This window comes from Bradyrhizobium sp. USDA 4504 (genome assembly GCF_054063995.1).
In genome coordinates, this window is the sequence record NZ_JBSSGV010000001.1 from 7,674,766 (window position 1) to 7,696,297 (window position 21,532).

A 21,532-nucleotide genomic window follows, 5' to 3' on the forward strand; every position below is an offset into this window, starting at 1 on the left:
TCGGGGCAGCTGATCTAGCAAGGAGAGTATGCCAGACAATCTACAACCTGGTCTGTCGGCAGGATCACAGATCGGTCACGTCGTGCGCACCCGTTGGGCCGCGATGCTGTGGGCCCGATCGCGGCTTCCTACAGCAACCGCACCGTGACCTTCGCCTTGCCCTTATGGTCGCCGTAGAACCATCCGCAGACCCAGGGCAGGCTGATGACGGCCTGGTTGACGTAGAGGAAGATCTCGCCGCTGCGATCGGCGGTGAAACGCGCCTTGTAGACCTGCGGGTCGGTGTTCGACATCGGCAGGGGGTCGAGAAAATACTCGTCGACGCCGGTCTCTCCGACCCGTGCGATCAGCCTGAACCATGGCCGGAACAGGATCCGCCGCAGGAAGATCGCGAAATAGCCGCGCAACTGCTTTGTGCCTTCGATGGTCGAGGTCCGGTATCCGATCGGCGTCACCGCGCGGCCGGCGTCCTCCCATGGCTCCGACATCGTGATCGCGATCTCGTATTTGAACCCGGTGCGGACCTTGAGGCCGGTCGGCGCACAGATGGCGCCGGTGTCGAAGTCGGCGGCATCCTGCGGGATGCCCTTGTCGACGGCGACAAGCTTGTCCGTTGCAGTGCCCTTGCAGAATGCCCCCGTCGAATCGGCGAGATTGAACAGGAAGTGGCTGGCCAGCGTCGCGCTGAACCAGACCAGCAGGGCCGTGAGCAGGAAAGGGACGACATGCCGCTTTCCGACATTGAGAATCCACTGATAGACCGCGCTGGTACGGAATCGATAGATCGCATCGTGCAAGAACCCGGAGAGTGGCGTCGGCTTCGCGCGGTCACGCCAGATGATCCGCATCCTGTCGCTGATCGTCGCGCTGAGCGAACTGCCGGCACCCATCAGCACGATGACAGCAAGGATGCCGCCGGCGAACCATTCCGGATTGCCGGCGTACCAATCGGTCCACCAATGAAAGGAATCGGGCAGGAATGATTGAACGAAGCGCACCAGCTCCGAAATCATCCTGACATAGGAGCTGAATTCGTGCTCCTTATGCTGGTTGTGGAACAGCCAGAACGCGGCCAGATGCAGCGACGCCGCCAGAGTGGCGAAGTAGGCGATCCGCCGCAGCCAGACGTAGTTCCACAGCTTCTCCTGCGCGGCATAGCGCGCCGGTGCGCCCGCGGGCGTCTCAAACGTATTGGCGCCGAGCGGGGTGACCTGGCCGCTGCGCGAGACGACCACGTAGTTCGGCGGAAGTCCGATCGGGGCATAGGCATTGGCGCCGCTGTTGATCCGCTCGAACACGCTCTCGTGGATCTTCGGCATCGGCACGCTGACGCCGGCATAGGGATCGTTGCAGAGGTCGGCGACCTTGCGCGGACCGTACCGGTAGTACGCGCCGAGGCCCACCCGCGAATCGTAGAGGCGGCCATCCTTGTCCTCGGAGGACTTGATTGACTTGATCGCGTCAGGGTCGGCGATCGGTGCGCTCTTGAATGCGAGGCCGCGCTTGACGGCTTCGTCGACCAGCCAGGCCAGCGGCACGAAGGCGACGGCGTCGTCCGGATAGCCGCCGCCGACATTGGCGTGCATGCCGACGAACCAGACCTGGACGAGGCGCTCGCCATCGATGCTGGTCGGCACGGCCGGTGCGGGCTGCCCCGGCTCTTGCTCGGTCCAGAGCACCGGATGAAAGGTCGTGCGCTCGTCGTCGAGCGCCAGCGCGTGTCGCGCGCACTTGACCTTCGGGCTGAGAATCCGGTTCGGTAGTTCGAGCGGCCACACCCAGTTGGAGATGCCGCGCGTCATCTCGTCGATCGGCAGGCCATAGGCCGCGACGGTATCCCAGATGCCGATGAACTCGATCGCCGGCACCGGCTTCCGCGCGATCCTTGCATACGGCTTGTTGCCTCGAAGGCGATCCCACAGCGGCACAAGAACATAGTCGCGCAGCGCGCGGAACAGCACCTCGATGCGCCAGATCGAGTGGTAGCCCTCGGCCCGGTATGCGCGATAGGCCTTCACCGCGCCGTCGTGCAGCTCGGATTCGGTGTCCGCGACGATCAGGCCCTGATCGAGGATGAGTGCGGCGAGCGTGCGCACGGTGAACGCGCCGCGGCTGAATCCGAACAGGTAGACCTTCGAATCGTTCGCGTGGTCGTAGTTCCGGCAGATGAACTTGTAGGCGTCGAGGATATTGCGCTTGAGACCGTAGCCGAAGGCGCCGCCGAGGATTGCCAGCGGAATGAATTTCGACGTGCCGACGCCGTCATCATACTTGGCGGCCTGCGTATCGCCCTGCAAATCGAGCGACTGGAAGATCCGCCAGACATTGGTGCGCCAGACGCTGGAAGCGGCGTTGCCGGTGCCATCGGACAGAATAATGATCTTCGGACTCGGCATTGAAAGACGCTCGCTGAAACGAATGAAGCGGATGGCGCAGCGTAGCAGGGACCGGATCGTTTGCTACCTTTGATCGCTCTTTAATCATTCCATGCCGCGATAGGTGTGAACTAGCGCACAAAGCGTCACGTGGTCGCGGCCATGTGAGAGGTGACCGCTTTCGCGTTGCTGCGAAAAGGCCTAGCCTAATAGCGGCGCAATTCATTGATGAGGCACAGCCATGCGCAGCCACGTCAGAAAATTTGCCCACGTCCTTGAGCGCTTCGGCCTTGCTTTGGCGGGAGCCGCAAGCGGTCTGTTTGTCGCCATCCATGTCGGCTCGAGCGTCTCGGCGCTGACCTCGCAGGCGTTCCTGCTCGTCATGATGCTGGGCGGAGCGATCGGCTTCTATCTCGGCATCGATACGCCGCCCAAGCTGTTCCATCCGAAGGATTCGGCCTCGATGCGCAAGATCGACGCGGCGGAGCTGCTCGGCGCGATCGGGACCTTCCTCGCGACAATGGTTGCGTTCTTCTCGGTTGGCGTCGTCGTGCTGCGCAGCGAGCCGGACATCGGCTGGACCGCGGCCATCATGGCGGGCTGGGTGCTCGGCGTTGCCATGCAGATCGTCGGCGGCACGATCGCGCGGGCGCGCGCGTGAAGCGTCGGAGTGGCGTTGGACGAGGCTGGTTTGCTGGCTCGGGATCGGTCGTGTTGCAGGGGGGATGGTCTGAACGCAAGTCCTGTGTCGGCCGTCACCGCTACGCCGGGACACCGCAAAGGCCTACGCCGAGCCGGATCAGCTGCTACTGCGCCTCCCTCATCGGTTCGCGACCTTGGCGGGGTCCTTGACCGCCTTGAACGTCTCCTGCTCGACGCTGTAGAGCTCGCCGCCGACCTTCTCGACCCTGCGAATGTAGATGTCGTGGACGACTTCGCGCGTCTTCGGGTCGATCGACATCGGGCCACGCGGGCTTTCCCAGGCCATGCCCTTCATGGCTTCGACCAGCGCATCGCCATTGGTCTTGCCGCCGGTCACCTTCAGCGCCTCGTAAATCAGATGCATGCCGTCATAGGCGCTGACGCTGATGAAGTTCGGTCGAACATTCGCGTTGGCCTTGCGAAACGCCGCGACATAGTCGCGGTTCAGCTCGGATGGATGCGCGGCGGAGTAGAACCCCGCCGTGATCATGCCGATCATCGCATCGCTCATGCCCGGCAGGTCCTCGTCGTCGGCGATGTCGCCGGGGCCGATCAGCTTGATCCCGCTCTTGTCGAGCCCGCGCTCGACGAACTGCTTGGCCAGGATACCGGCCTGGCTTGTCGGGACAAAAATGAACAGAGTGTCGGGATTGCCATCCCGCGCGCGCTGCAGGAACGGCGCGAAATCGGGGTTGGCCAGCGGCACTTTCAGCGCTTCGACGATCGTTCCACCTGCCGCGGTGAAGCTCGCCGAAAATACGCCGGCGGCTTCGCGCCCGGGTGCCCAGTCGGATGCGATGATGGTGGCCCGTTTCGATCCGTTTCTCGCCGCCCAATCCGCCAGCACGCTGGCCTGCTGCGCGTGCGTCCAGCTGGTGCGCACGAAGTAAGGCGACCGTTCGGTCACGATCGAAGTGCCCGATACCATCACGACGGTTGCCGTCTTGCTCTCATTGGCCAGCGGCGCGAGCGCCAGCACGCTCGGCGTCAACCCGCCGCCGAGGATTGCCACCCCGTCGTTGACGATCAGCTCCTGCGCAATGCGCTTGGCATTGTCGGGCACGCTGGCATCGTCCCGGACGATCAATTCGACCTTGCGGCCGGCGACCATGTCGCCGTGCTGCGCCATGTAGAGCCGCGCCCCGGCGACCGCCTGCTTGCCGACCGGCCCCAGGACGCCGGTCAATGGCATCACCAGCCCGACCCTTACGACGTCCTGCGCCTGGGTGGGTCCCGGTCGCACCGCCGCAAGCGCCAGAACGGCCCCGACCAACATGGCAAACCGGGTACTCGACATGGCCAACCTCCCGCGAGCCCGGAGATGATGCCGGGCCGGTTCGCGACTATCGGCTTCGCGCCAGGGAAGTCCTGATGAAGAAGTGACAGAACGCCGAATTTCCTGCTAAATTTTCCCGATTGGTGCCGTCTGTGGGCATGGAGTGACCTCTATGGACCCGGCGACTGATTCCGTTTTGATATTTGATTCCTTTGAGCTTGATCTCGCCCGCGGCGTAGCCCGCGTGGATGGCGTCGATCTCGATCTCAGGCCGAAATCATTCGCGGTGCTCGGCTATCTCGCCAGCAATGCCGGGCGGCTGGCATCCAAGCAGGATCTGCACGAGGCGGTCTGGGGCAACGTCGCGGTTTCCGACGACTCGCTCGTCCAATGCGTCCGCGAGTTGCGCCTGAAGCTGCGCGATGATGACCACCGCATCATCAAGACGGTGTCTCGCCGCGGCTATCGCCTCGATGCCAGGCCGCTGCCGCCGCCGCACGATCATGGATCGCAGAACGTCTCGCGCCGAACGTCCGCTCCCCGCGGTATCGCGGCACGCTTGGCCGCGCTTCCCCGATGGTTGCTGATCGCCGGCCTGTCGGTGATCGCCTTCGCATCATTCGCATCCGTGCCGCCGCTGGCCAACGGGATGTGGCATCCTCTGGCCGAATTGGCGCACTGGCTTGTGCCGCAGGATCACGGCATCGTGCCGAAGCAGGATGTCGAGCGGATCACCGCGCTGGCCGCCGAGAAGCAGCTGCCGCTTCCCGCCTATCGCGTTCGCGCGCCGGCAAGCGACGTGCCGGACAATGTCCGCCGCTTTCTCGGCGTGTGGGTGAGCGCCGAGGGTTGGATCAATTCGCACCGCCAATTCATGATGATCGTCACCAATGTCGATCGGGATTGTGTCGCGACCGGCTATCTCGTGAACGGCCCGGCGATGCCGCACAGCCGTGTACCCGGGCCCGGCTTTTCCGGTGGCTTCACCGGATATGTCCTCGACGACGTCTTGCGCTATGACGGCAATACCGGACTGCATTCCGCCTCCATCACCGCGGATGGGCGGATCGAGTTCAAGCTCGTCTTCCGTGAGGGAGGTACCGGTGTCGTGTTCCTCGAACCGCTCTGGACCCTTGCCCACCCAGGCCCCATTGCACGCAGTCAAACCTGATCGAAGCGCACCCGGTGTGATTACGCGCGCCGCGAAACACCGAGCCCCGCCAGATGCGTGTCGACGAACTGCGCGAGGCGCTCGCGCAGCATCTCAGGCGGGACCGCGACCATGCGCTCTTCGAGGCCGAGCGAGATGATGCCGTGGACCGCGGAGAACATCGTCCGCGACAGCAACGCGACATCGTCGGGATCGCGATCGGGCAGCAGCCGGAGCAGCGGCGCATGCATCAGCGCGAACGCCTCCATCACCATCGTGAGGATGTCTTCCGGAAACGGCCGGTCGTCCTCCATCCGGTGCTCGAACAGCGAGCGCAGCAGATTGGCGTGCTCGGTGGCGAAGCCGAGATAGGCGTCGGCAAGTCCGTGCAGCTGGCGCAGGGGATCGTCGGCCGGGACCGCCTTGAGGCGTGTGGTCAGGGCGTGAACGGTCTCCCGGTTCACGGTCAGGATCAACCCGTCGAAGTCGCCGAACTCATTATAGACACTGCCGATGGAGCAGCCGGCGGCCTCGGCGACATCGCGAACCTTGAGTGATCTCAATCCCTTAGTGGCGATTGACCGGCGCGCGATCTCGATCAGCAGGGCCCGCCGCTGAAGTTTTTTTCGGTCTCGTCGCGATTCTTCTTGAACAATGTTCATTTTCATACTACTAATTTGAGCGTTGCTCAAGTTGGCATAGGAGGCCACTCAGATGCAGACCCTAGCACTTCAATTGACCGCCACCCTTGTCGATGACGCGATCGAGCTCGTGAAGGGCTTCGGCCGCGCCGTCCTCACGCTGGCGACCGCGCCGATCGAGCGGATCGCCCGCGCCTGCGACGTCGCAGGCGTCCTGGAGCAGCGGCGCGCGGATCGGCGCGCGCCGCGCCAGGCGGCTGCGAGCGGAGGCCGCTGCAAGCCGCGCAACTGCCGATGGTCACCGTTCGGCGGCTTGAGTGAACTGACCTGAAGCACGCGGCCCGCAATTGTCGGCGAAACCTCAACAAAGCGCTCACCATGTCCCCTGCGAGCCTATCCGGCGTCGATCAGCCCCAGGTCTGGATAAGGTCTCGTACATCTCTGGCGGGCAATGTCGCGACGTCCCGGTTCGCCCGATTTTGCGCGCCTTCGAACCGATACGTTGCGGAAAAGACTAAAGGCTGCGGCATCCCCGTCATTTTCTCCATGCTCACCATTCTCCGCCACCCGAATTCGCAGACCTGCCAGCGCCGTGCGCGCTAACCCAAGGAACCGGTCATGATCAAGGAATTGATGACGTCCCGCCGCTTCGCGCCGCTGTTCTGGTCGCAGTTTTGCTCGGCGTTGAACGACAACGTGCTGAAGAACGCGCTCGTCATCATGCTGCTGTATGGCGTCGCCAACGAGCAGGGGCCGGCGCTGGTCCAGCTCGCGGGGGCGGTGTTCATCGCTCCGTTCTTCGTGCTCTCGGCGCTCGGCGGCGAGCTCGCCGACCGCTACATCAAGTCCGTCGTCGCCCGCCGGCTGAAGTTCTTCGAGATCTTCGCCGCGGCCTTTGCCGCCGCCGGCTTCTTCACCCATTCGATCCCGCTGCTGTTCATCGCGCTGGCGCTGTTCGGCATCGTCGCGGCGCTGTTCGGTCCGGTGAAATATGCCGTTCTGCCCGACCAGCTGTCGGTGTCTGAACTCGCGACCGGCAACGCGCTGGTCGAGGGCGCAACCTTCATGGCGATCCTGATCGGCACCATTGCGGGTGGCATGTTCGTCGCCGGCGCCAGCCACATGGGCTGGATCTGCGCCGCCGTGGTCGGCCTGTCGGTGCTGTCCTGGGCGTTTGCATCGCGCATCCCGGTGACGCAGCCGTCGGCGCCCGATCTGCCGATCACAAAAAATCCCTGGACCTCGACCGTGCGCCTGTTGAAGTCGCTCTATGCCGAGCCGCGGCTGTGGGACGGCATGGTGATCGTGTCCTGGTTCTGGATGGTCGGTGCGATCGTGCTGTCGCTGCTGCCTGCGCTGATCAAGGAAGGCGTCGGCGGTACCGAGGGCGTGGTCACGCTGTGCCTCGCCGTGTTCGCGATCGGCATCGCCGCCGGCTCGCTGTTCGCCGCGCAGCTGAGCCATGTCCGCCCGAACCTCGCGCTGGTGCCGATCGGCGCCATCGTGATGGGCGTGGTCGGCCTCGACCTCGCCTGGGCGATCGCCACCACCTCGCTCGGCAAGGATGTCACCGCGGTTGCGTTCGCGACCTCGTTCGGCGGCTTCCGCATGCTGGCCGACTTCTTCCTGTTCGCCTTCGGCGGCGGCCTGTTCGTGGTGCCGTCGTTCGCTGCCGTGCAGGCCTGGACCGCGCCGTCCGAGCGCGCCCGCATCATCGCCGCAGGCAACATTTTGCAGGCCGGCTTCATGGTCGCCGGCGCGGTGTTCGTCGGCGCCCTGCAATATATCGGCCTGCCGATCGCCTGGATTTTCTTCGGCCTCGCCGTCGCGAGCTTCGGCACCGTCTGGTTCGTGCTGAGCAAGTGGGGCAAGGAGGGCGTGCGCGACTTCGGCGCGCTGCTGTTCCGGGCGCTGTTCCGTGTCGAGGTGCGTGGCATGGAGAACCTGCCGCCATCGGGCACGCGGATGCTGATCGCGCCCAACCATGTCAGCCTGGTCGATGGCCCGCTGCTGCACGCCACCTTGCCGATCGATGCGAGCTTCGCGGTCGACACCGGCATCTCCAAGGCGTGGTGGGCCAAGCCGTTCCTGAAGATGATCAAGCACTACACGATGGACCCGTCCAAGCCGCTGGCCGCGCGCGACCTGATCAAGCTGGTCGCCGCCGGCGAGCCGGTGGTGATCTTCCCGGAAGGGCGCATCACGGTCTCGGGTTCGTTGATGAAGGTCTATGATGGCACCGCAATGATCGCCGACAAGGCCGATGCGGTCGTCGTCCCGGTCCGCATCGAGGGCGCGCAGCGTTCGCATCTCAGCTATCTCAAGAATGGCGAGATCAAGCGCTCCTGGTTCCCCAAGGTGACGATCTCGATCCTGCCGCCGGTGAAGCTGCCGGTCGACCAGTCGCTGAAGGGCAAGGCGCGCCGCAATGCCGCCGGTGCCGCGCTGCAGGACGTGATGATCAACGCCATGGTCCAGAACGCGATGCTCGACCACACGCTGTTCGAGGGCCTCGGCCACGCCTATCGCGACCGCGATACCGGCAAGCCGATCATCGAGGACGCGCTCGGCACCAAGCTGACCTATCGCAAGCTGATCCTCGGCGCCCAGGTGCTGAGCCGCAAGCTCGAGCAGGGCACCGCGGTCGGCGAGAATGTCGGGGTGCTGCTGCCGAACTCGGCCGGCGTTGCCGTCGTGTTCATGGCGCTGCAGACCATCGGCCGCGTGCCGGCGATGCTCAACTTCTCGGCAGGTCCAGTCAATGTGCTGGCGGCGATGAAGGCGGCGCAGGTGAAGACCGTGCTGACCTCGCAGGCCTTCATCGAGAAGGGCAAGCTCGACAAGCTGATCGCGGCGCTCGCCGGCCAGGCGCGCGTCGTCTATCTCGAGGATGTCAGGGCCGGCATCGGCCTCGCCGACAAGGTCGCGGGCTTCCGCGCCGGCATCGCGCCGCGCGTCGCCCGCAAGGCCAACGATCCCGCGGTCATCCTGTTTACCTCGGGTTCGGAAGGCACGCCGAAGGGCGTCGTGCTGTCCCATCGCAACATCCTCGCCAACGCGGCACAGGCGCTGGCGCGGGTCGATGCCAATGCCAACGACAAGGTGTTCAACGTGCTGCCGGTGTTCCACTCGTTCGGTTTGACCGGCGGCATGATGATGCCGATCCTCGGCGGCATCCCGATCTTCATGTATCCGTCGCCGCTGCATTACCGGATCGTGCCCGAGCTGATCTACCAAACCGGCGCGACGATCCTGTTCGGCACCGACACCTTCCTCACCGGCTACGCCCGCTCGGCGCATGCCTATGACTTCCGCACGCTGCGGCTCGTCATCGCCGGTGCGGAGGCGGTGAAGGAGCGCACGCGGCAGATCTACATGGAGCGCTACGGCATCCGCATCCTCGAGGGCTATGGCGTCACCGAGACCGCGCCGGTGCTGGCGATGAACACGCCGATGGCCAATCGCCAGGGCACCGTCGGCCGCATCTCGCCGCTGATGCAGTACCGTCTCGATCCGGTCCCCGGCATCGAGGAAGGCGGCCGCCTGTCGGTGAAGGGCCCGAACGTGATGCTCGGCTATCTCCGTGCCGAGAATCCCGGCGTGCTCGAGCCGCTGCCCGAAGGCTGGCACGACACCGGCGACATCGTCTCGGTCGACGCGCAGGGCTTCATCGCGATCAAGGGTCGTGCCAAGCGCTTCGCCAAGATCGCCGGCGAGATGGTCTCATTGTCCGCGGTGGAGGCGATCGCGGCCGCGATCTGGCCGCAGGCCATGTCGGTTGCGGTCACGCTGCCCGATCAGCGCAAGGGCGAACGCATCGTGCTGCTCACTACGCAGAAGGACGCCGACCGCGCCGCGATGCAGCGCCAGGCCAAGAGCGTCGGCGCCTCCGAGCTCGCGGTGCCGGCCGATATCCGCGTCATCGACAAGGTGCCGCTGCTCGGCACCGGCAAGACCGACTATGTCGGTGCCACTGCATTGGCCAAGGAAATAGCAGCGGAACTCGCCGCGGCGCCCGCGCCGCAGGCCGAGCCCGCCGGCGATGAGGGCGAGGCCGAGCCCGCGCAGCTGGCGCAACACGTTGCATGAGGCTTGGCATGATGGTTGTGCTTTTCGGGAGCATGTTGTCAGATAGACGGCAACTGCTCCCGAGAAAGCACGATCATGCTGGACAAACTGAACCCGGCTACGGAGGATGCGCCTGAACTTGCCGCCGAGCGATGGATCGGCGCGCTGGATGCGGCGCTCGCGAGCCGCTCCATGGAGGCTCTATCCGCATTGCTTGCGCCGGAGAGCCACTGGCGCAATATCTTCGGCATCTCCTGGCAATTTGCGACCTTCAGCGGGCGGCAGCGCGTCGTTGCCGAACTGCTGACGCGCGCTGAAGCGGTCGGCGCGAGCGGATTTCGTCTCGATGACCGTGCCTTGATACCGCGGCGGGCCGTGGTGGCCGGACGCGAGACGATCGAGGCGGTCTTCACCTTCGACACGTCGAATGGTCCCGGCACCGGTGCGGTCCGCCTGCTGCATGAGAGGGGCGGAAATTCCGTGGCGTGGACGTTCTCCACGATGCTCGACTTCAACCGCATCTGCGAGGCGCGCGCCGATGGCGCCGCCGAGCAATCCCATGCGCGCGATTTCGCCGCACCCGACTGGCTGGAGCAGCGGCAGGCCTCGCGCGCCTATGCCGACCGCGAGCCCGATGTGCTGATCGTCGGCGGCGGCCATGCCGGCATCGCGGCCGCGGTCGAGTGCAAGCGGATCGGGCTCGATGCCCTGATCGTCGATCGCGAGCGGCGCATCGGCGACAATTGGCGGCTGCGCTATCGCGGGCTCAAGCTGCACAACAAGACGCCGGTCAATCTGTTTCGCTACCTCCCGTTCCCGCCGAGCTTTCCGGACTACATCCCGAAGGACAAGATCGCGAACTGGCTGGAGAGCTATGTCGACATCATGGAGCTCGACTTCTGGACCGAGACCTCGTTCGAGGGCGCGCGCTATGACGATACGACGCAGCGCTGGACCGTGACGCTGCAAGGGACCAGCGGCCCGCGCACGCTGCATCCGAAGCACATCGTGCTCGCGACCAGCGTCAGCGGCACGCCGAACATTCCCAGGATCGACGGCATCGGGAATTTCGAGGGGAAGGTGCTGCACTCCAGCGCCTTCGCGGCCGGGCGCGAATGGGCGGGGCGTTCGGTCGTCGTGTTTGGCACCGGCACCAGCGCGCATGACATCTGCCAGGAGCTGCACGCCGCCGGCGCCGACGTCACCATGGTGCAGCGCAGCCCGACCATGGTAGTCAATGTCGAGCCCGCGCAGCTCTACGACAAGACCTATCTCGGCGACGGACCGGCGATCGAGGTGCGCGACATCCTCAATTCCGGCGTGCCGCTGCCGGTGATGAAGATCGCGCACAGGATCATCACCGACGAGGTCAAGCGGCTCGATGCGTCGTTGCTGTCGCGGCTGGAGCGCGCCGGCTTCCAGCTCGAGTTCGGCGAGGACGGCACCGGCTGGCCGCTGAAGTTCCGCTCCCGCGGCGGCGGCTATTACTTCAATGTCGGCTGCTCCGAGCTGATCGCCGACGGCAAGATTCGCCTGATCCAGGCCGCCGACATCGCTGATATCACCGCCACCGGTCTTGCGCTGAAGGACGGCACATCGCTCGGCGCCGAGCTGTTCGTGCTCGCTACCGGCTACAAGGGCCCGGACCATCTGGTCGGCAGATTGTTCGGCGAGGACGTCGCCGAGCGCGTCGGCCGGGTCTGGGGCTTTGACGATGCGACGCAAGAGCTGCGCAACATGTGGACACGCACGCCGCAGCCCGGCCTTTGGTTCGCCGGCGGCGCGTTCTCGCAGGCCCGCATCTACAGCCGCTTCATCGCGCTGCAGATCGCAGCGATCGAGGCCGGCACGCTTTCCAAGCAACTCACCTGAACTCCGCGCACTCGCACTGAAGGACTCCCATGCCGCTTCCGCTCGATCCCGTCATTGAGAAGATCATCCCGCTGCTGCCGCTGCGCGATCCCGAAACCATGACGCCGCAGAGCTGTCGCGATTCGCTCCGGGCGTTGGCGGAAGCGCGCAAGGCGGTGCCGCCGCCGCCGGTCGACGTGGCACGCGATATCGAGGTCGCTGGCGCCGCCGGCAAGCTCGGCGCGCGGCTCTATCGCAACGGCCGCGGCACGGCGCCGACCGTGATCTTCTTCCACGGCGGCGGCTGGGTCGCCGGCGATCTTGAGACGCATGATCGCCAGGCCCGCAACCTCGTGATCGACACCGGCGCTGTCGTGATCTCGGTCGATTACCGCCGCCCGCCGGAAACCCGCTTTCCCGGCGCGTTCGAGGATGCGTTCGCCGCGATCCGCGACGTGGTCGCGCGGATCGATGAATTCGGCGGCGATCTCGCCCGCGTCGGCGTCGCCGGCGATTCCGCCGGCGGCAATCTCGCCGCCGCCACCGCGCTGGCCTGCCGCGACGCCGGGATCAGGCTCGCCGGGCAATTGTTGGTCTATCCCGTCACCGACGTGGTCGGCAATTTTGCCGACGCGGCCGAGAACGCCAAGTTTCCGTCACGCGCCGAGAATGCGGACGGCTACTTCCTGACGCGGGCGACGATGCAGTGGTTCTGCGGGCACTATCTCGCCGACAAGGCTGAGGGCGCCGACTGGCGCGTCTCGCCGCTGCGCGCGAAGAGCCTTGCGGGTGTGGCACCGGCGGTGGTCACCACAGCCTGGTTCGACCCGCTGCGCGACGAGGGCCATGCCTACGCCGAGGCGTTGCAGGCGGCCGGCGTGCCGGTGACCTATCATTCCGGCGAGGGGCTGATTCACGGCTATTTTGGTCTCGGCGACGCGTCGGAGGCCGCACGCGCCGAGGCGCAGCGCGCGCGGGCGGATTTTCGGGCGTTGCTGGAGCGGGGCGTCTAAGCTCCCGTCGTCCCGGCCTTTGTAGGGCGGTCTAACCTCCCGTCGTCCCGGCCAAGCGAAGCGCGAGCCGGGACCCATAACCACCGCAGCCTGTTGTTGCGGCGGGCTGCGGCCCCAACGTCGTGCCACTCCATCCAGTCGGGGTAATGGGTCCCGGCCTTCGCCGGGACGACGACGTGGATGGATTTGCGTTCAACAACCCCTCAATCATTCCCGATCGTGTCGCCGAACAACTGCCAGGTCTCGCCGTTGAACTTCTGCAGCCGCATCGCTTCGACCGGGAAGTAGTCGGTCGGCGAGGTCTTCACCTTGATGCCGGGCAGGAACATCGGCAGCGCGACGTCGAGATTGGCGGCCTGCTTCATGATGTTCTCATGGGTGAGGTCGTCGCCGCACTGCTTCAGCACCTGCACCGTCGCCTCCGCCACCACATAGCCGTAGACGATCAGCTGGTCCTGCAGATTGCCGTCCGGAAAATACTTCTTCATGAAGTCCTGCCACGCGATCACGTCCGGATCCGACTTCCACTGCGGATCGTTCGGATCCTTCAGCGAGTAGGACGAGATGATGTCCCTGGAATATTCGAAGCCGGCCGGCTTCAGCACCGAGGACACCGAGGTCGAGGTCGCCGCGAGGAAGAACAGGTCGGGCTTCCAGCCGATCTCGCCGATCTTCTTGATCGCCTGCGCCGCCTGCTTGGGGATCGCGTGCATGAACAGCACGTTGGCGCCGGATGATTTCAGCTTCACGATCTGGCTGTCGACCGTCGGATCGGTCGATTCATAGGTCGTTTCCGCCACCACCATCTTCGCGGTGTTCTCCGGCCCGAGCCCCTTCTTGAAGCCGTTGCCGTAGTCCTTGCCGGCGTCGTCGTTCTGGTAGAACAGCGCGATCTTGGCGTCCGGCTTGTTGGTCAGGACATACTTGGCGTAGACCGCGGTCTCGGCCTGGTACGACGGCTGGAAGCCGATCGTCCACGGATAATGCGCGTAGTCGCCCCACAACGTGGCGCCGGCGCCGACGAACAGCTGCGGCACCTTCTTGTCGTTGAGATATTTGCGCACGGCCAGGCCGGTCGGCGTGCCCAGCGGATTGAGGATCGCGGCGACCTCCTCCTGCTCGACGAGCTTGCGGGTCTGCTCCACCGTCTTCGGCGGCGAGTAGCCGTCGTCGAGCGTGATCAGGTTGATCTTGCGCCCGTTCACGCCGCCCTGGTCGTTGATCATCCTGAAGTAGGCGGCCTGCGTCTTCGCGATCACGCTGTAGGCCGATGCCGCGCCGGAGAATGGCGAGGTCTGTCCGAGCTTGATCTCGGTGTCGCTGGCGCCCGTGCCATATTTCTTCTCGGCGGCGTGTACCTGCGTCGCGAGCGCAAGCGCGACGGCTGCCGTGACGGCCTTCCAGATCATCGTGAGCCTCCCTGTGGCTTTTTGTTTTGTTCGCGAGGGAGAGCTTACGTGAGCGGCCGCACGTTGGGCTTGTGGTGAGACGCCGGGGCAGGGATGCGAAAATGCGGCTGGTGCTATAGCGGCACGGTGTAACCACCTGCGTCGTCGCGGCGAAGGCCCGGACCCATTACCCCAACTGCTTATTTGGAGCGACGCTGGGGCAACATTCCGCGTAACGGCAAACTTTAGTGATAATGGGTCCTGGCCCCCGTGCGCAATTGCGCACTCGGCCGGGACGACGATGATGAGAGAGTCGCGCCTCAGCGCACCCGCACGCTGCCGGTCGTGACCGGATCGGTCGGCAGCACGGTGGCGCCGGCTCTGCTGGCGGCGGCAGAGGTGATCATGCCGGGCTCGGCCGCGGCCTGCACATTGCGGGGCGGGTTGAATTCGAGGATGACGAGGGCGGCCGTGGCGAGCACCGCCACGGCGGCGGTTGCAATCGCAGGCACCAGTCTTCCGCGCGGATCGGCTGCGCGAACTTGCATCGAGCAATTCCTTTATCGGGGTCGTTCTTTGGACGTGACATAGGAACGGCCAGGCTTCTTCCCAAGAGTGCGGCGCACATGCCTCACAATCAGTTGTGCTGGCCGTGATGTCTCTCACGGTCTTCGAGACGATGCGGCGTACCGCGTCGAATCGCATTCGTGTCGGACGGCTTGTTTGCACACTAATATCTGGAAGAGATCGTGGCGTTTTGCATGCGCCTCATGCGCTCGTGATTGATCGCGTGAGGTTGTGATTAACGTCCGCCTTCGCCAAGGCTGCGGCGCGACAAGCCCACGCGAGAAGCCGCTTTTGCCTTTATTTATAGGCTTTCTTTGTGGGTCGGGGCGCGCGCGTTAAGCGTTTCTTCACGCGCTCTCGATGGATCAAGCAGAAGATTCGTGTGATGTGCGCGTGATGGAGGAGATGACACCGCTGTCATTGGCAGCAGCTGTCAGCGAACTGTCGCAACCCATGGTGACGCCGTCATTGCGAGAAGCGAAGCGACGACTTGTCCGCCGAAGCCTTGGCGAAGCGACGAAGCAATCCATCTCTCCTTACGCAGAGCAATGGATGATTTTACTTCGGTCGTCATTGCGCAAAGAAGATTCCACTTCGCCGTCGGGCCTCGATCGCGGTCTCATTTCAATTCTATTGCTTTGATACCAAGTCGACGAAATGCACTGATGCGTCGCTTGACACGAGAGCCCGCGTGTCCCCTTCCGAAATTGGTCCAGCGTTCACGCATGAATGTGCGACGCATGCAACCAGAGCGACCATCTCGGTAGCCAGTTTGTTGGCCAAGCAAAAACGGCCGGGTCATCCGACCCGGCCGTTCAAATCTCTCTTCCCGCGAATTCCGCTCCCGCAGTCTCGCTCAGCTCGCCTTCTTCACCGGTGCCGGCTTGCCGACCTTCTTCTCGATCGCGCGCTTCAGGTCGAGGGCGCGGGGCGAGAGCACGTCGGCCTTGGCCTTGAGCAGATAGGCGTCGAGGCCGCCATTGTGGTCGACGCTCTTCAGCGCGTTGGTCGAGACGCGCAGGCGCACGTTGCGGCCGAGCGCTTCGGAGATGAAGGTGATGTTGGCCAGGTTCGGCAGGAAGCGCCGCTTGGTCTTGATGTTCGAGTGGCTCACCTTGTGGCCCGTCTGGGGGCCCTTGGCCGTCAGTTCGCAGCGCCGGGACATCTTACAAAATCCTTATTGCATCCCCGCCGCTCGAAGGGCGTGCAATCACACGGCCCGCGCGGGGGTTTTGAATTCGCGTCCATTTTCCAGGAACCGCGGGTGTATAGGGGGAGAATACCCGGGCGTCAAGATTATATCGCCGCATGCGGGGCACCGGAATTGCCGGTTCATAAGGTCTTCCAGCCACTTAACGGCGGATATGGCAACCATATAAAGGGCGTATTCGGCTGCAAGTCTAGGTTCCATACAAGATGCGCCTTGTTGTCCGGCCGAATTGAACGCCGAAATGGACAATGGATAGAGCGCCGATAGCAGGACGTCAGGTAGGTTAAGTGACCACCGCCATTGCCATTTTGCCCCCGCTCGGCCGGCTGCTCGGCCTGTGCGCGGGCGCATTGCTGCTGTTCTGCGCCGAGCGCGCCAGCGCGCAGGGGCGGCTCGACGCCCAGTATGAGGCGACCCTGGCCGGTATCCCGGTCGGCAAGGGCAGCTGGACCATCGAAGTCGGCGACGACAGCTTCTCGGCCTCGGCCCAGGGCGGCACCGCGGGCCTTCTGAAAGCGTTTTCCGGCGGCTCTGGCGCGGGCGCCTCGCAGGGCCGCGTCGTCAACGGCGCGCTGGCCGCCACCTCCTACACCGCGACCACCACCACCTCGAAGAAGTCGGAGACGATCCGGATGGTGCTGGCCAATGGCGGCATCAAGGAATCCGCGATCGAGCCGGAGCCGCCGGTCGATCCCGACCGCCTGCCGGTGACCGATGCGCAGAAGAAGAACGTGTTCGATCCGATGACCGGCTCGTTCCTGCGCGCGCCCGGCAATGCCGAATTGATGAGCCCGGATATCTGCCGCAGCGGCGCCGGCATCTTCGACGGCCGCATGCGCTACGACCTCAAGCTCGATTTCAAGCGGGTCGAGATCGTCAAGGCCGAGCGCGGCTATCATGGCCCGGCGCTGGTCTGCGCGCTCTATTTCGTGCCGATCTCGGGCTACATCCCGGATCGCCCGGTGATCAAATATCTCGCCGCCCAGCGCAACATCGAGATCGCCTTCGTGCCGATCGCCGGCACCCGCCTGCTGGTGCCGTTCCGCATGACGATCCCGACCCCGCTCGGCCAGGCCATGCTGGAAGCCACCTCGTTCGTCACCACAGCCGCGCCGCCGCGCGTGGCGAAGACGCAGTAAGTCGCACCGTCATTCCGGGGCGCGCGTAGCGCGACCCGGAATCTCGAGATTCCGGGTTCGTGCTACGCGCGCCCCGGAATGACAGACAGAGGTAGGCGCGGACCAACAACAAATGTCACCGGAATCCAGTTGACTCTTGTCCGCTTCTGATTCGACTCGGCCACCCCTGGAACTTAAGGAATTCAGTCCGCATATCCTGTGCTTGTGGAGCCCCTTCAAACTTGATCTAGTGCCGCCGCCGTCAGCCTGCCCGAGATGTTGCGGTGAACGTTTCGAGCCCGGAATCGAGTCAGCGATTCGGCCGCGATTCGTTCTAGAGTCGTTCCAGAGCTTAAGGTAGGCGCGGAAAGCGTCGCATTGTGAGACAGATTTTGTGAAAAGGACGCGTGAAGGAGTGAAGACCAGAGCGTCAATCCCTCACCGTCACCCTGAGGAGGCCGTGCAGCGGCCCTCTCGAAGGGCGACGGCCCTGCTGTCTCATCAAGATCGCCGCAAACGGGTCGATCTCGGCCGTGCATCCTTCGAGACGCGCTGACGCGCTGCTCATAGGTACAACGGCGAATTTGCCGTCGTACCGGGGATGACGGATCAGAGAGCGCCCCAACAATTCAAGAAACACCTGCAAAATATGGTTTTCTCAACTTCGTTCGGAAATGACCGCGTGCCCGGTGCAGGCGTCACCGCGGTGCTCGGGCCGACCAACACCGGCAAGACGCATCTGGCCATCGAGCGCATGCTGGCGCATTCGTCGGGCCTGATCGGGCTGCCGCTGCGGCTGCTGGCGCGCGAGGTCTACAACAAGATCGTCGATCGCGCCGGCGTCGACAACGTCGCGCTGGTCACCGGCGAGGAGAAGATCAAGCCGAAGGCGCCGCGCTTCTGGGTCTCGACCGTGGAAGCGATGCCGCGCGATCTCGATGTCTCGTTCCTCGCGGTCGACGAGATCCAGATCGCAGCCGATCTCGAGCGTGGGCATGTGTTCACCGATCGCATCCTCAATCGCCGCGGCCGCGACGAGACGCTGCTGCTGGGCGCTGCGACAATGCGGCCGATGATCGAGCGGCTGCTGCCGGGCGCTTCCATCGTCACGCGGCCCCGTTTGTCGCAGCTCGAATTCGCCGGCGACCGCAAGATCACGCGGCAGCCGCGCAGAACGGCAATCGTCGCGTTCTCCGCCGACGAAGTCTACGCGATCGCCGAATTGATCCGCCGCCAGCATGGCGGCGCGGCCGTGGTGCTGGGCTCGCTCTCACCACGCACGCGCAATGCCCAGGTCGCGATGTTCCAGAACGGCGACGTCGATTATCTCGTCGCCACCGACGCGGTCGGCATGGGGCTCAATCTCGACGTCGATCACGTCGCCTTCGCTTCCGACCGCAAGTATGACGGCTACCAGTTCCGCCGCCTGACGCCGGCCGAATTCGCGCAGATCGCGGGCCGCGCCGGCCGCGCGACGCGCAACGGCACCTTCGGCACCACCGGCCGCTGCGCGCCGTTCGAGCCGGAGCTCGTCAACGCGCTGCAGAACCACACCTTCGATGCCGTCAAGGTGCTGCAATGGCGCAACGCGAAGTTGGACTTCGCCTCGCTCGGCGCGTTGCAGGTGTCGCTGGCGCTGTCGCCCAATCATGAGGCACTGACGCGGGCCCCGGTGGCCGAGGACCTGCGCGTGCTCGAGCATGTTGCGCGCGACGCCGAGGTGCGCAATCTCGCGCATGGGGCGGCCGCGGTGGAGCGGCTGTGGGAGGCCTGCCAGGTTCCGGACTACCGGAAGCTGTCGCCGGCCGCCCATGCCGAACTCGTGACCACGCTGTATGGCTTCCTGATGCAAAAGGGGCGTATCCCTGACGCATGGTTTGCCGCCCAGGTCGACCAGGCCAACCGGACCGACGGCGATATCGACACGCTATCGGGCCGGATCGCGCAGATCAGGACCTGGACCTTTGTTGCCAACCGGCCGGACTGGCTCTACGACCCGGACCACTGGCAGGGGATCACGCGCGAGCTCGAAAATAAATTATCCGATGCGCTGCATGAACGGCTCACGGAGCGTTTCGTTGACAGGCGGACCAGTGTATTGATGCGCCGCCTGCGGGAGAACTCAGTTTTGAATACGGAAATTGGCAAGACCGGTGAAGTGATCGTGGAAGGCCACGTGATCGGCCGGCTCGATGGTTTCACCTTCGCACCTGATGCGGCCGAGGCCGGCAGCGACGCCAAGGCGCTGCAAGCCGCCGCCCAGCAGGTGCTGGCGCGCGAGATCGATGCGCGCGCCGAGAAGCTGGGCGCCGCCCCCGACGAGCAGTTCGTGCTGACCTCCGACGGCACCATCCGCTGGACCGGCGATGCGGTCGCCAAGCTGGTGGCCGCCGAGGACGCGCTGCATCCGCGGCTGCGCATCATCTCCGACGAGCGGCTGACCGGCGCCTCGCGCGAAGCGGTGCAGACCCGGCTCGACCTCTGGCTCAAGACGCATATTGAAAAGCTGCTCGGGCCGCTGTTCGAACTGTCCAAGGCCGAGGACCTGCAGGGTATCGCCCGCGGCATCGCCTTCCAGCTGGTCGAGGCGCTCGGCGTGCTCGAACGCGCGAAGATCGCGGCCGAGATGAAGGATCTCGACCAGCCCTCGCGCGCGGCCCTGCGCAAATACGGCGTGCGGTTCGGCGCCTACCACATCTATTTCCCGCAGCTCTTGAAGCCCGCGGCGCGCTCGCTGGCCTCGCTGCTGTGGGCCGAGAAGCAGAGCAATGCCGACATGGCGGCATTGTCGAATGTGCAGCATCTCGCCTCCAGCGGCCGCACCTCGTTCCCGGTCGACAAGGCGTTGCCGCGCGATGCCTATCGCGTACTCGGCTATCGCCAGTGCGGCGAGCGCGCGGTGCGCGTCGACATCCTGGAGCGGCTCGCCGACCTGATCCGCCCCGCTTTGGCCTGGCGCGAGACCTCGCCGGGCGAGAAGCCTGCGGGTGCGTTCGACGGCCGCGGCTTTGTCGTGACGCAGGCGATGACCTCGCTGACCGGCTCCGCAGGCGAGGATTTTGCCTCGATCCTGCGCGCGCTCGGCTACCGCATGGACCGCCGTCCGCCGCTGCTGCCGAAGCCCGTCGAGGCCGCGCCGGCCGAGGCCACCGAGGCCGTCGCCGAGACCACGGAGACCGTGGCCGGGACCACCGAGACGGTCGCCGCCGAGACGCCGACGGTCGAGGCCGCCGTGGATGCGCCGGTCGGTGCCACCGCCGAGGTTGTGGCCGAAGCGCCCGAGGCTGCCCCGGATCAGCCGGTGTCGGGCGATCCCGCACCGTCGGCCGCGCTGCTGCCCGATGTCGGCTTTGCCGAGGTGGTGTCCAGCGAGGCTACGCCGGTCGTCGTCGAGACCAAGCCCGAGCCCGTGGCAGAAGTTGCCGCGGAGCCCGCCGCGGTCGCCGAAGAGCCCGCTGCTGAGGCGCCCGCTTCGGAAGTATCCGAGCCCGCGCCTGCCGTGGAAGCCACTGCAGAGACACCCTCCGAGACCGCCACTGAGGCGGCCGCGGAGACCGCGAGTGCCGAGGCAGCACCGGCTGAAGCCGCCGCCGCGGAGACGCCGGCCGAGCCGCAGCTGGTCGAAGTCTGGCGTCCCGGCGGCCGCTCCGACGAGCGCCGTCCGCATCATCGCGGCCACGATCGCAACCGCGGCCGTCACCAGGGCAAGCCCGCCGAGGGCGCGCAGGCCGCTGAAGGCGGCGGCGAGGGCGACAGCAAGCGCGAACAGCATCGCCGTCCGCGCCGTCACCAGGATTTCCGCGCGCCGCGTCCAGGCGCGCCCGCGGATCCGGCTGCGGCGCCCGCCGAGGGCGCGCAGGCCCGCGACAACAGGGACGACAAGGGCCAGCGCCGCGAACGCTTCGAAGGCAAGGGTCGCGATCGCGACAATGAGCGTCGCCGCGACAACAAGTTTGGCGGCGACCGCAAGGGCGAGCGCGGCGATCGTGACCGCGGCGGCCGCGATTTCGGCAAGGGCGGCCGCGACAAGCGCGAGGGCGGCCCGTCGCATCGGCCCTACGCCTCGAGCGCGCCGCGCGAGCGCGACCGGCCGATCGATCCGAATTCGCCATTCGCCAAGCTCGCTGCCCTGAAAGAGCAGCTCGCAGGCCGGAAGGAATAGTCCAACCCTTG

The 21,532-nt window shown here is 65.3% G+C and carries 15 protein-coding genes; 9 read left to right on the forward strand and 6 right to left on the reverse strand.

Features of this window, described 5'->3' with window-relative positions; translation table 11 throughout:
* Positions 1–128: 128 nt before the first annotated feature.
* Positions 129–2,396: a DUF2235 domain-containing protein gene (locus ACVMB1_RS35950; protein ID WP_076824804.1), complete on the reverse strand. Its 2,268-nt coding sequence runs from the start codon at positions 2,394–2,396 to the stop codon at positions 129–131.
* Between the two features lie 220 nt (positions 2,397–2,616).
* Between ACVMB1_RS35950 and ACVMB1_RS35955 the strand changes: the two genes are divergently transcribed.
* Positions 2,617–3,036 carry a hypothetical protein gene (locus tag ACVMB1_RS35955; RefSeq protein ID WP_028336188.1) on the forward strand — a complete coding sequence of 140 codons (420 nt, stop codon included), beginning with the start codon at positions 2,617–2,619 and terminating at the stop codon, positions 3,034–3,036.
* A 159-nt stretch (positions 3,037–3,195) separates the two neighbouring features.
* On the opposite strand, the gene ACVMB1_RS35960 is transcribed toward ACVMB1_RS35955, so the two are convergent.
* On the reverse strand, positions 3,196–4,374 hold the full coding sequence (locus ACVMB1_RS35960; RefSeq protein ID WP_076824802.1) for an ABC transporter substrate-binding protein: 1,179 nt from the start codon (positions 4,372–4,374) through the stop codon (positions 3,196–3,198).
* A gap of 151 nt (positions 4,375–4,525) precedes the next feature.
* Between ACVMB1_RS35960 and ACVMB1_RS35965 the strand changes: the two genes are divergently transcribed.
* Positions 4,526–5,524 carry a winged helix-turn-helix domain-containing protein gene (locus ACVMB1_RS35965; protein WP_076824800.1) on the forward strand — a complete coding sequence of 333 codons (999 nt, stop codon included), beginning with the start codon at positions 4,526–4,528 and terminating at the stop codon, positions 5,522–5,524.
* A 20-nt stretch (positions 5,525–5,544) separates the two neighbouring features.
* Here the strand turns inward: ACVMB1_RS35965 and ACVMB1_RS35970 are convergent, their stop codons facing one another.
* Positions 5,545–6,165 (reverse strand): TetR/AcrR family transcriptional regulator, encoded by a 621-nt coding sequence (locus ACVMB1_RS35970; RefSeq protein ID WP_194295307.1) that lies wholly within the window; start codon positions 6,163–6,165, stop codon positions 5,545–5,547.
* Positions 6,166–6,217: 52 nt separating this feature from the next.
* Here ACVMB1_RS35970 and ACVMB1_RS35975 point away from each other — a divergent pair, with 52 nt between their 5' ends.
* The 4 genes from ACVMB1_RS35975 to ACVMB1_RS35990 all read left to right on the forward strand — a co-directional run bounded on the left by ACVMB1_RS35975 (position 6,218) and on the right by ACVMB1_RS35990 (position 13,076).
* Complete coding sequence (locus ACVMB1_RS35975; protein WP_057015528.1) at positions 6,218–6,475, forward strand: hypothetical protein; 258 nt, start codon at positions 6,218–6,220, stop codon at positions 6,473–6,475.
* Between the two features lie 287 nt (positions 6,476–6,762).
* Positions 6,763–10,233, forward strand: a complete 3,471-nt coding sequence (locus ACVMB1_RS35980; RefSeq protein ID WP_076824798.1) for an acyl-[ACP]--phospholipid O-acyltransferase — start codon at positions 6,763–6,765, stop codon at positions 10,231–10,233.
* 75 nt (positions 10,234–10,308) lie between these two features.
* A complete protein-coding gene (locus tag ACVMB1_RS35985; protein ID WP_076824796.1) occupies positions 10,309–12,084 on the forward strand; it encodes an NAD(P)-binding domain-containing protein in 1,776 nt (591 codons plus the stop codon).
* A gap of 29 nt (positions 12,085–12,113) precedes the next feature.
* Complete coding sequence (locus tag ACVMB1_RS35990; RefSeq protein WP_076824794.1) at positions 12,114–13,076, forward strand: alpha/beta hydrolase; 963 nt, start codon at positions 12,114–12,116, stop codon at positions 13,074–13,076.
* A gap of 203 nt (positions 13,077–13,279) precedes the next feature.
* On the opposite strand, the gene ACVMB1_RS35995 is transcribed toward ACVMB1_RS35990, so the two are convergent.
* Positions 13,280–14,485 (reverse strand): ABC transporter substrate-binding protein, encoded by a 1,206-nt coding sequence (locus ACVMB1_RS35995; protein ID WP_076824792.1) that lies wholly within the window; start codon positions 14,483–14,485, stop codon positions 13,280–13,282.
* A 299-nt stretch (positions 14,486–14,784) separates the two neighbouring features.
* The gene (locus ACVMB1_RS36000) at positions 14,785–15,012 is read right to left on the reverse strand and encodes a hypothetical protein (protein ID WP_028336196.1); all 228 of its coding nucleotides are present in this window, start codon (positions 15,010–15,012) and stop codon (positions 14,785–14,787) included.
* Between the two features lie 379 nt (positions 15,013–15,391).
* Here ACVMB1_RS36000 and ACVMB1_RS36005 point away from each other — a divergent pair, with 379 nt between their 5' ends.
* On the forward strand, positions 15,392–15,673 hold the full coding sequence (locus ACVMB1_RS36005; protein WP_141341019.1) for a hypothetical protein: 282 nt from the start codon (positions 15,392–15,394) through the stop codon (positions 15,671–15,673).
* Positions 15,674–15,887: 214 nt separating this feature from the next.
* Here the strand turns inward: ACVMB1_RS36005 and rpmB are convergent, their stop codons facing one another.
* Positions 15,888–16,196 carry a 50S ribosomal protein L28 gene (gene rpmB, locus ACVMB1_RS36010; protein WP_028341882.1) on the reverse strand — a complete coding sequence of 103 codons (309 nt, stop codon included), beginning with the start codon at positions 16,194–16,196 and terminating at the stop codon, positions 15,888–15,890.
* Positions 16,197–16,549: 353 nt separating this feature from the next.
* On the opposite strand from rpmB, the gene ACVMB1_RS36015 reads away from it, so the two are divergent.
* Together ACVMB1_RS36015 and ACVMB1_RS36020 are read left to right on the forward strand one after the other, a co-directional pair.
* On the forward strand, positions 16,550–17,380 hold the full coding sequence (locus ACVMB1_RS36015) for a DUF3108 domain-containing protein (RefSeq protein ID WP_076824790.1): 831 nt from the start codon (positions 16,550–16,552) through the stop codon (positions 17,378–17,380).
* A 628-nt stretch (positions 17,381–18,008) separates the two neighbouring features.
* The gene (locus ACVMB1_RS36020; protein WP_076824786.1) at positions 18,009–21,521 is read left to right on the forward strand and encodes a helicase-related protein; all 3,513 of its coding nucleotides are present in this window, start codon (positions 18,009–18,011) and stop codon (positions 21,519–21,521) included.
* Positions 21,522–21,532 lie beyond the last annotated feature (11 nt).

Coding starts and splice junctions, on each gene's coding strand:
- ACVMB1_RS35950 (WP_076824804.1), bottom strand. CDS start 2,396: ATGCCGAGTCCGAAGATCATTATTCTGTCCGATGGCACCGGCAACGCC.
- ACVMB1_RS35955 (WP_028336188.1), top strand. CDS start 2,617: ATGCGCAGCCACGTCAGAAAATTTGCCCACGTCCTTGAGCGCTTCGGC.
- ACVMB1_RS35960 (WP_076824802.1), bottom strand. CDS start 4,374: ATGTCGAGTACCCGGTTTGCCATGTTGGTCGGGGCCGTTCTGGCGCTT.
- ACVMB1_RS35965 (WP_076824800.1), top strand. CDS start 4,526: ATGGACCCGGCGACTGATTCCGTTTTGATATTTGATTCCTTTGAGCTT.
- ACVMB1_RS35970 (WP_194295307.1), bottom strand. CDS start 6,165: ATGAACATTGTTCAAGAAGAATCGCGACGAGACCGAAAAAAACTTCAG.
- ACVMB1_RS35975 (WP_057015528.1), top strand. CDS start 6,218: ATGCAGACCCTAGCACTTCAATTGACCGCCACCCTTGTCGATGACGCG.
- ACVMB1_RS35980 (WP_076824798.1), top strand. CDS start 6,763: ATGATCAAGGAATTGATGACGTCCCGCCGCTTCGCGCCGCTGTTCTGG.
- ACVMB1_RS35985 (WP_076824796.1), top strand. CDS start 10,309: ATGCTGGACAAACTGAACCCGGCTACGGAGGATGCGCCTGAACTTGCC.
- ACVMB1_RS35990 (WP_076824794.1), top strand. CDS start 12,114: ATGCCGCTTCCGCTCGATCCCGTCATTGAGAAGATCATCCCGCTGCTG.
- ACVMB1_RS35995 (WP_076824792.1), bottom strand. CDS start 14,485: ATGATCTGGAAGGCCGTCACGGCAGCCGTCGCGCTTGCGCTCGCGACG.
- ACVMB1_RS36000 (WP_028336196.1), bottom strand. CDS start 15,012: ATGCAAGTTCGCGCAGCCGATCCGCGCGGAAGACTGGTGCCTGCGATT.
- ACVMB1_RS36005 (WP_141341019.1), top strand. CDS start 15,392: ATGGATCAAGCAGAAGATTCGTGTGATGTGCGCGTGATGGAGGAGATG.
- rpmB (WP_028341882.1), bottom strand. CDS start 16,196: ATGTCCCGGCGCTGCGAACTGACGGCCAAGGGCCCCCAGACGGGCCAC.
- ACVMB1_RS36020 (WP_076824786.1), top strand. CDS start 18,009: ATGGTTTTCTCAACTTCGTTCGGAAATGACCGCGTGCCCGGTGCAGGC.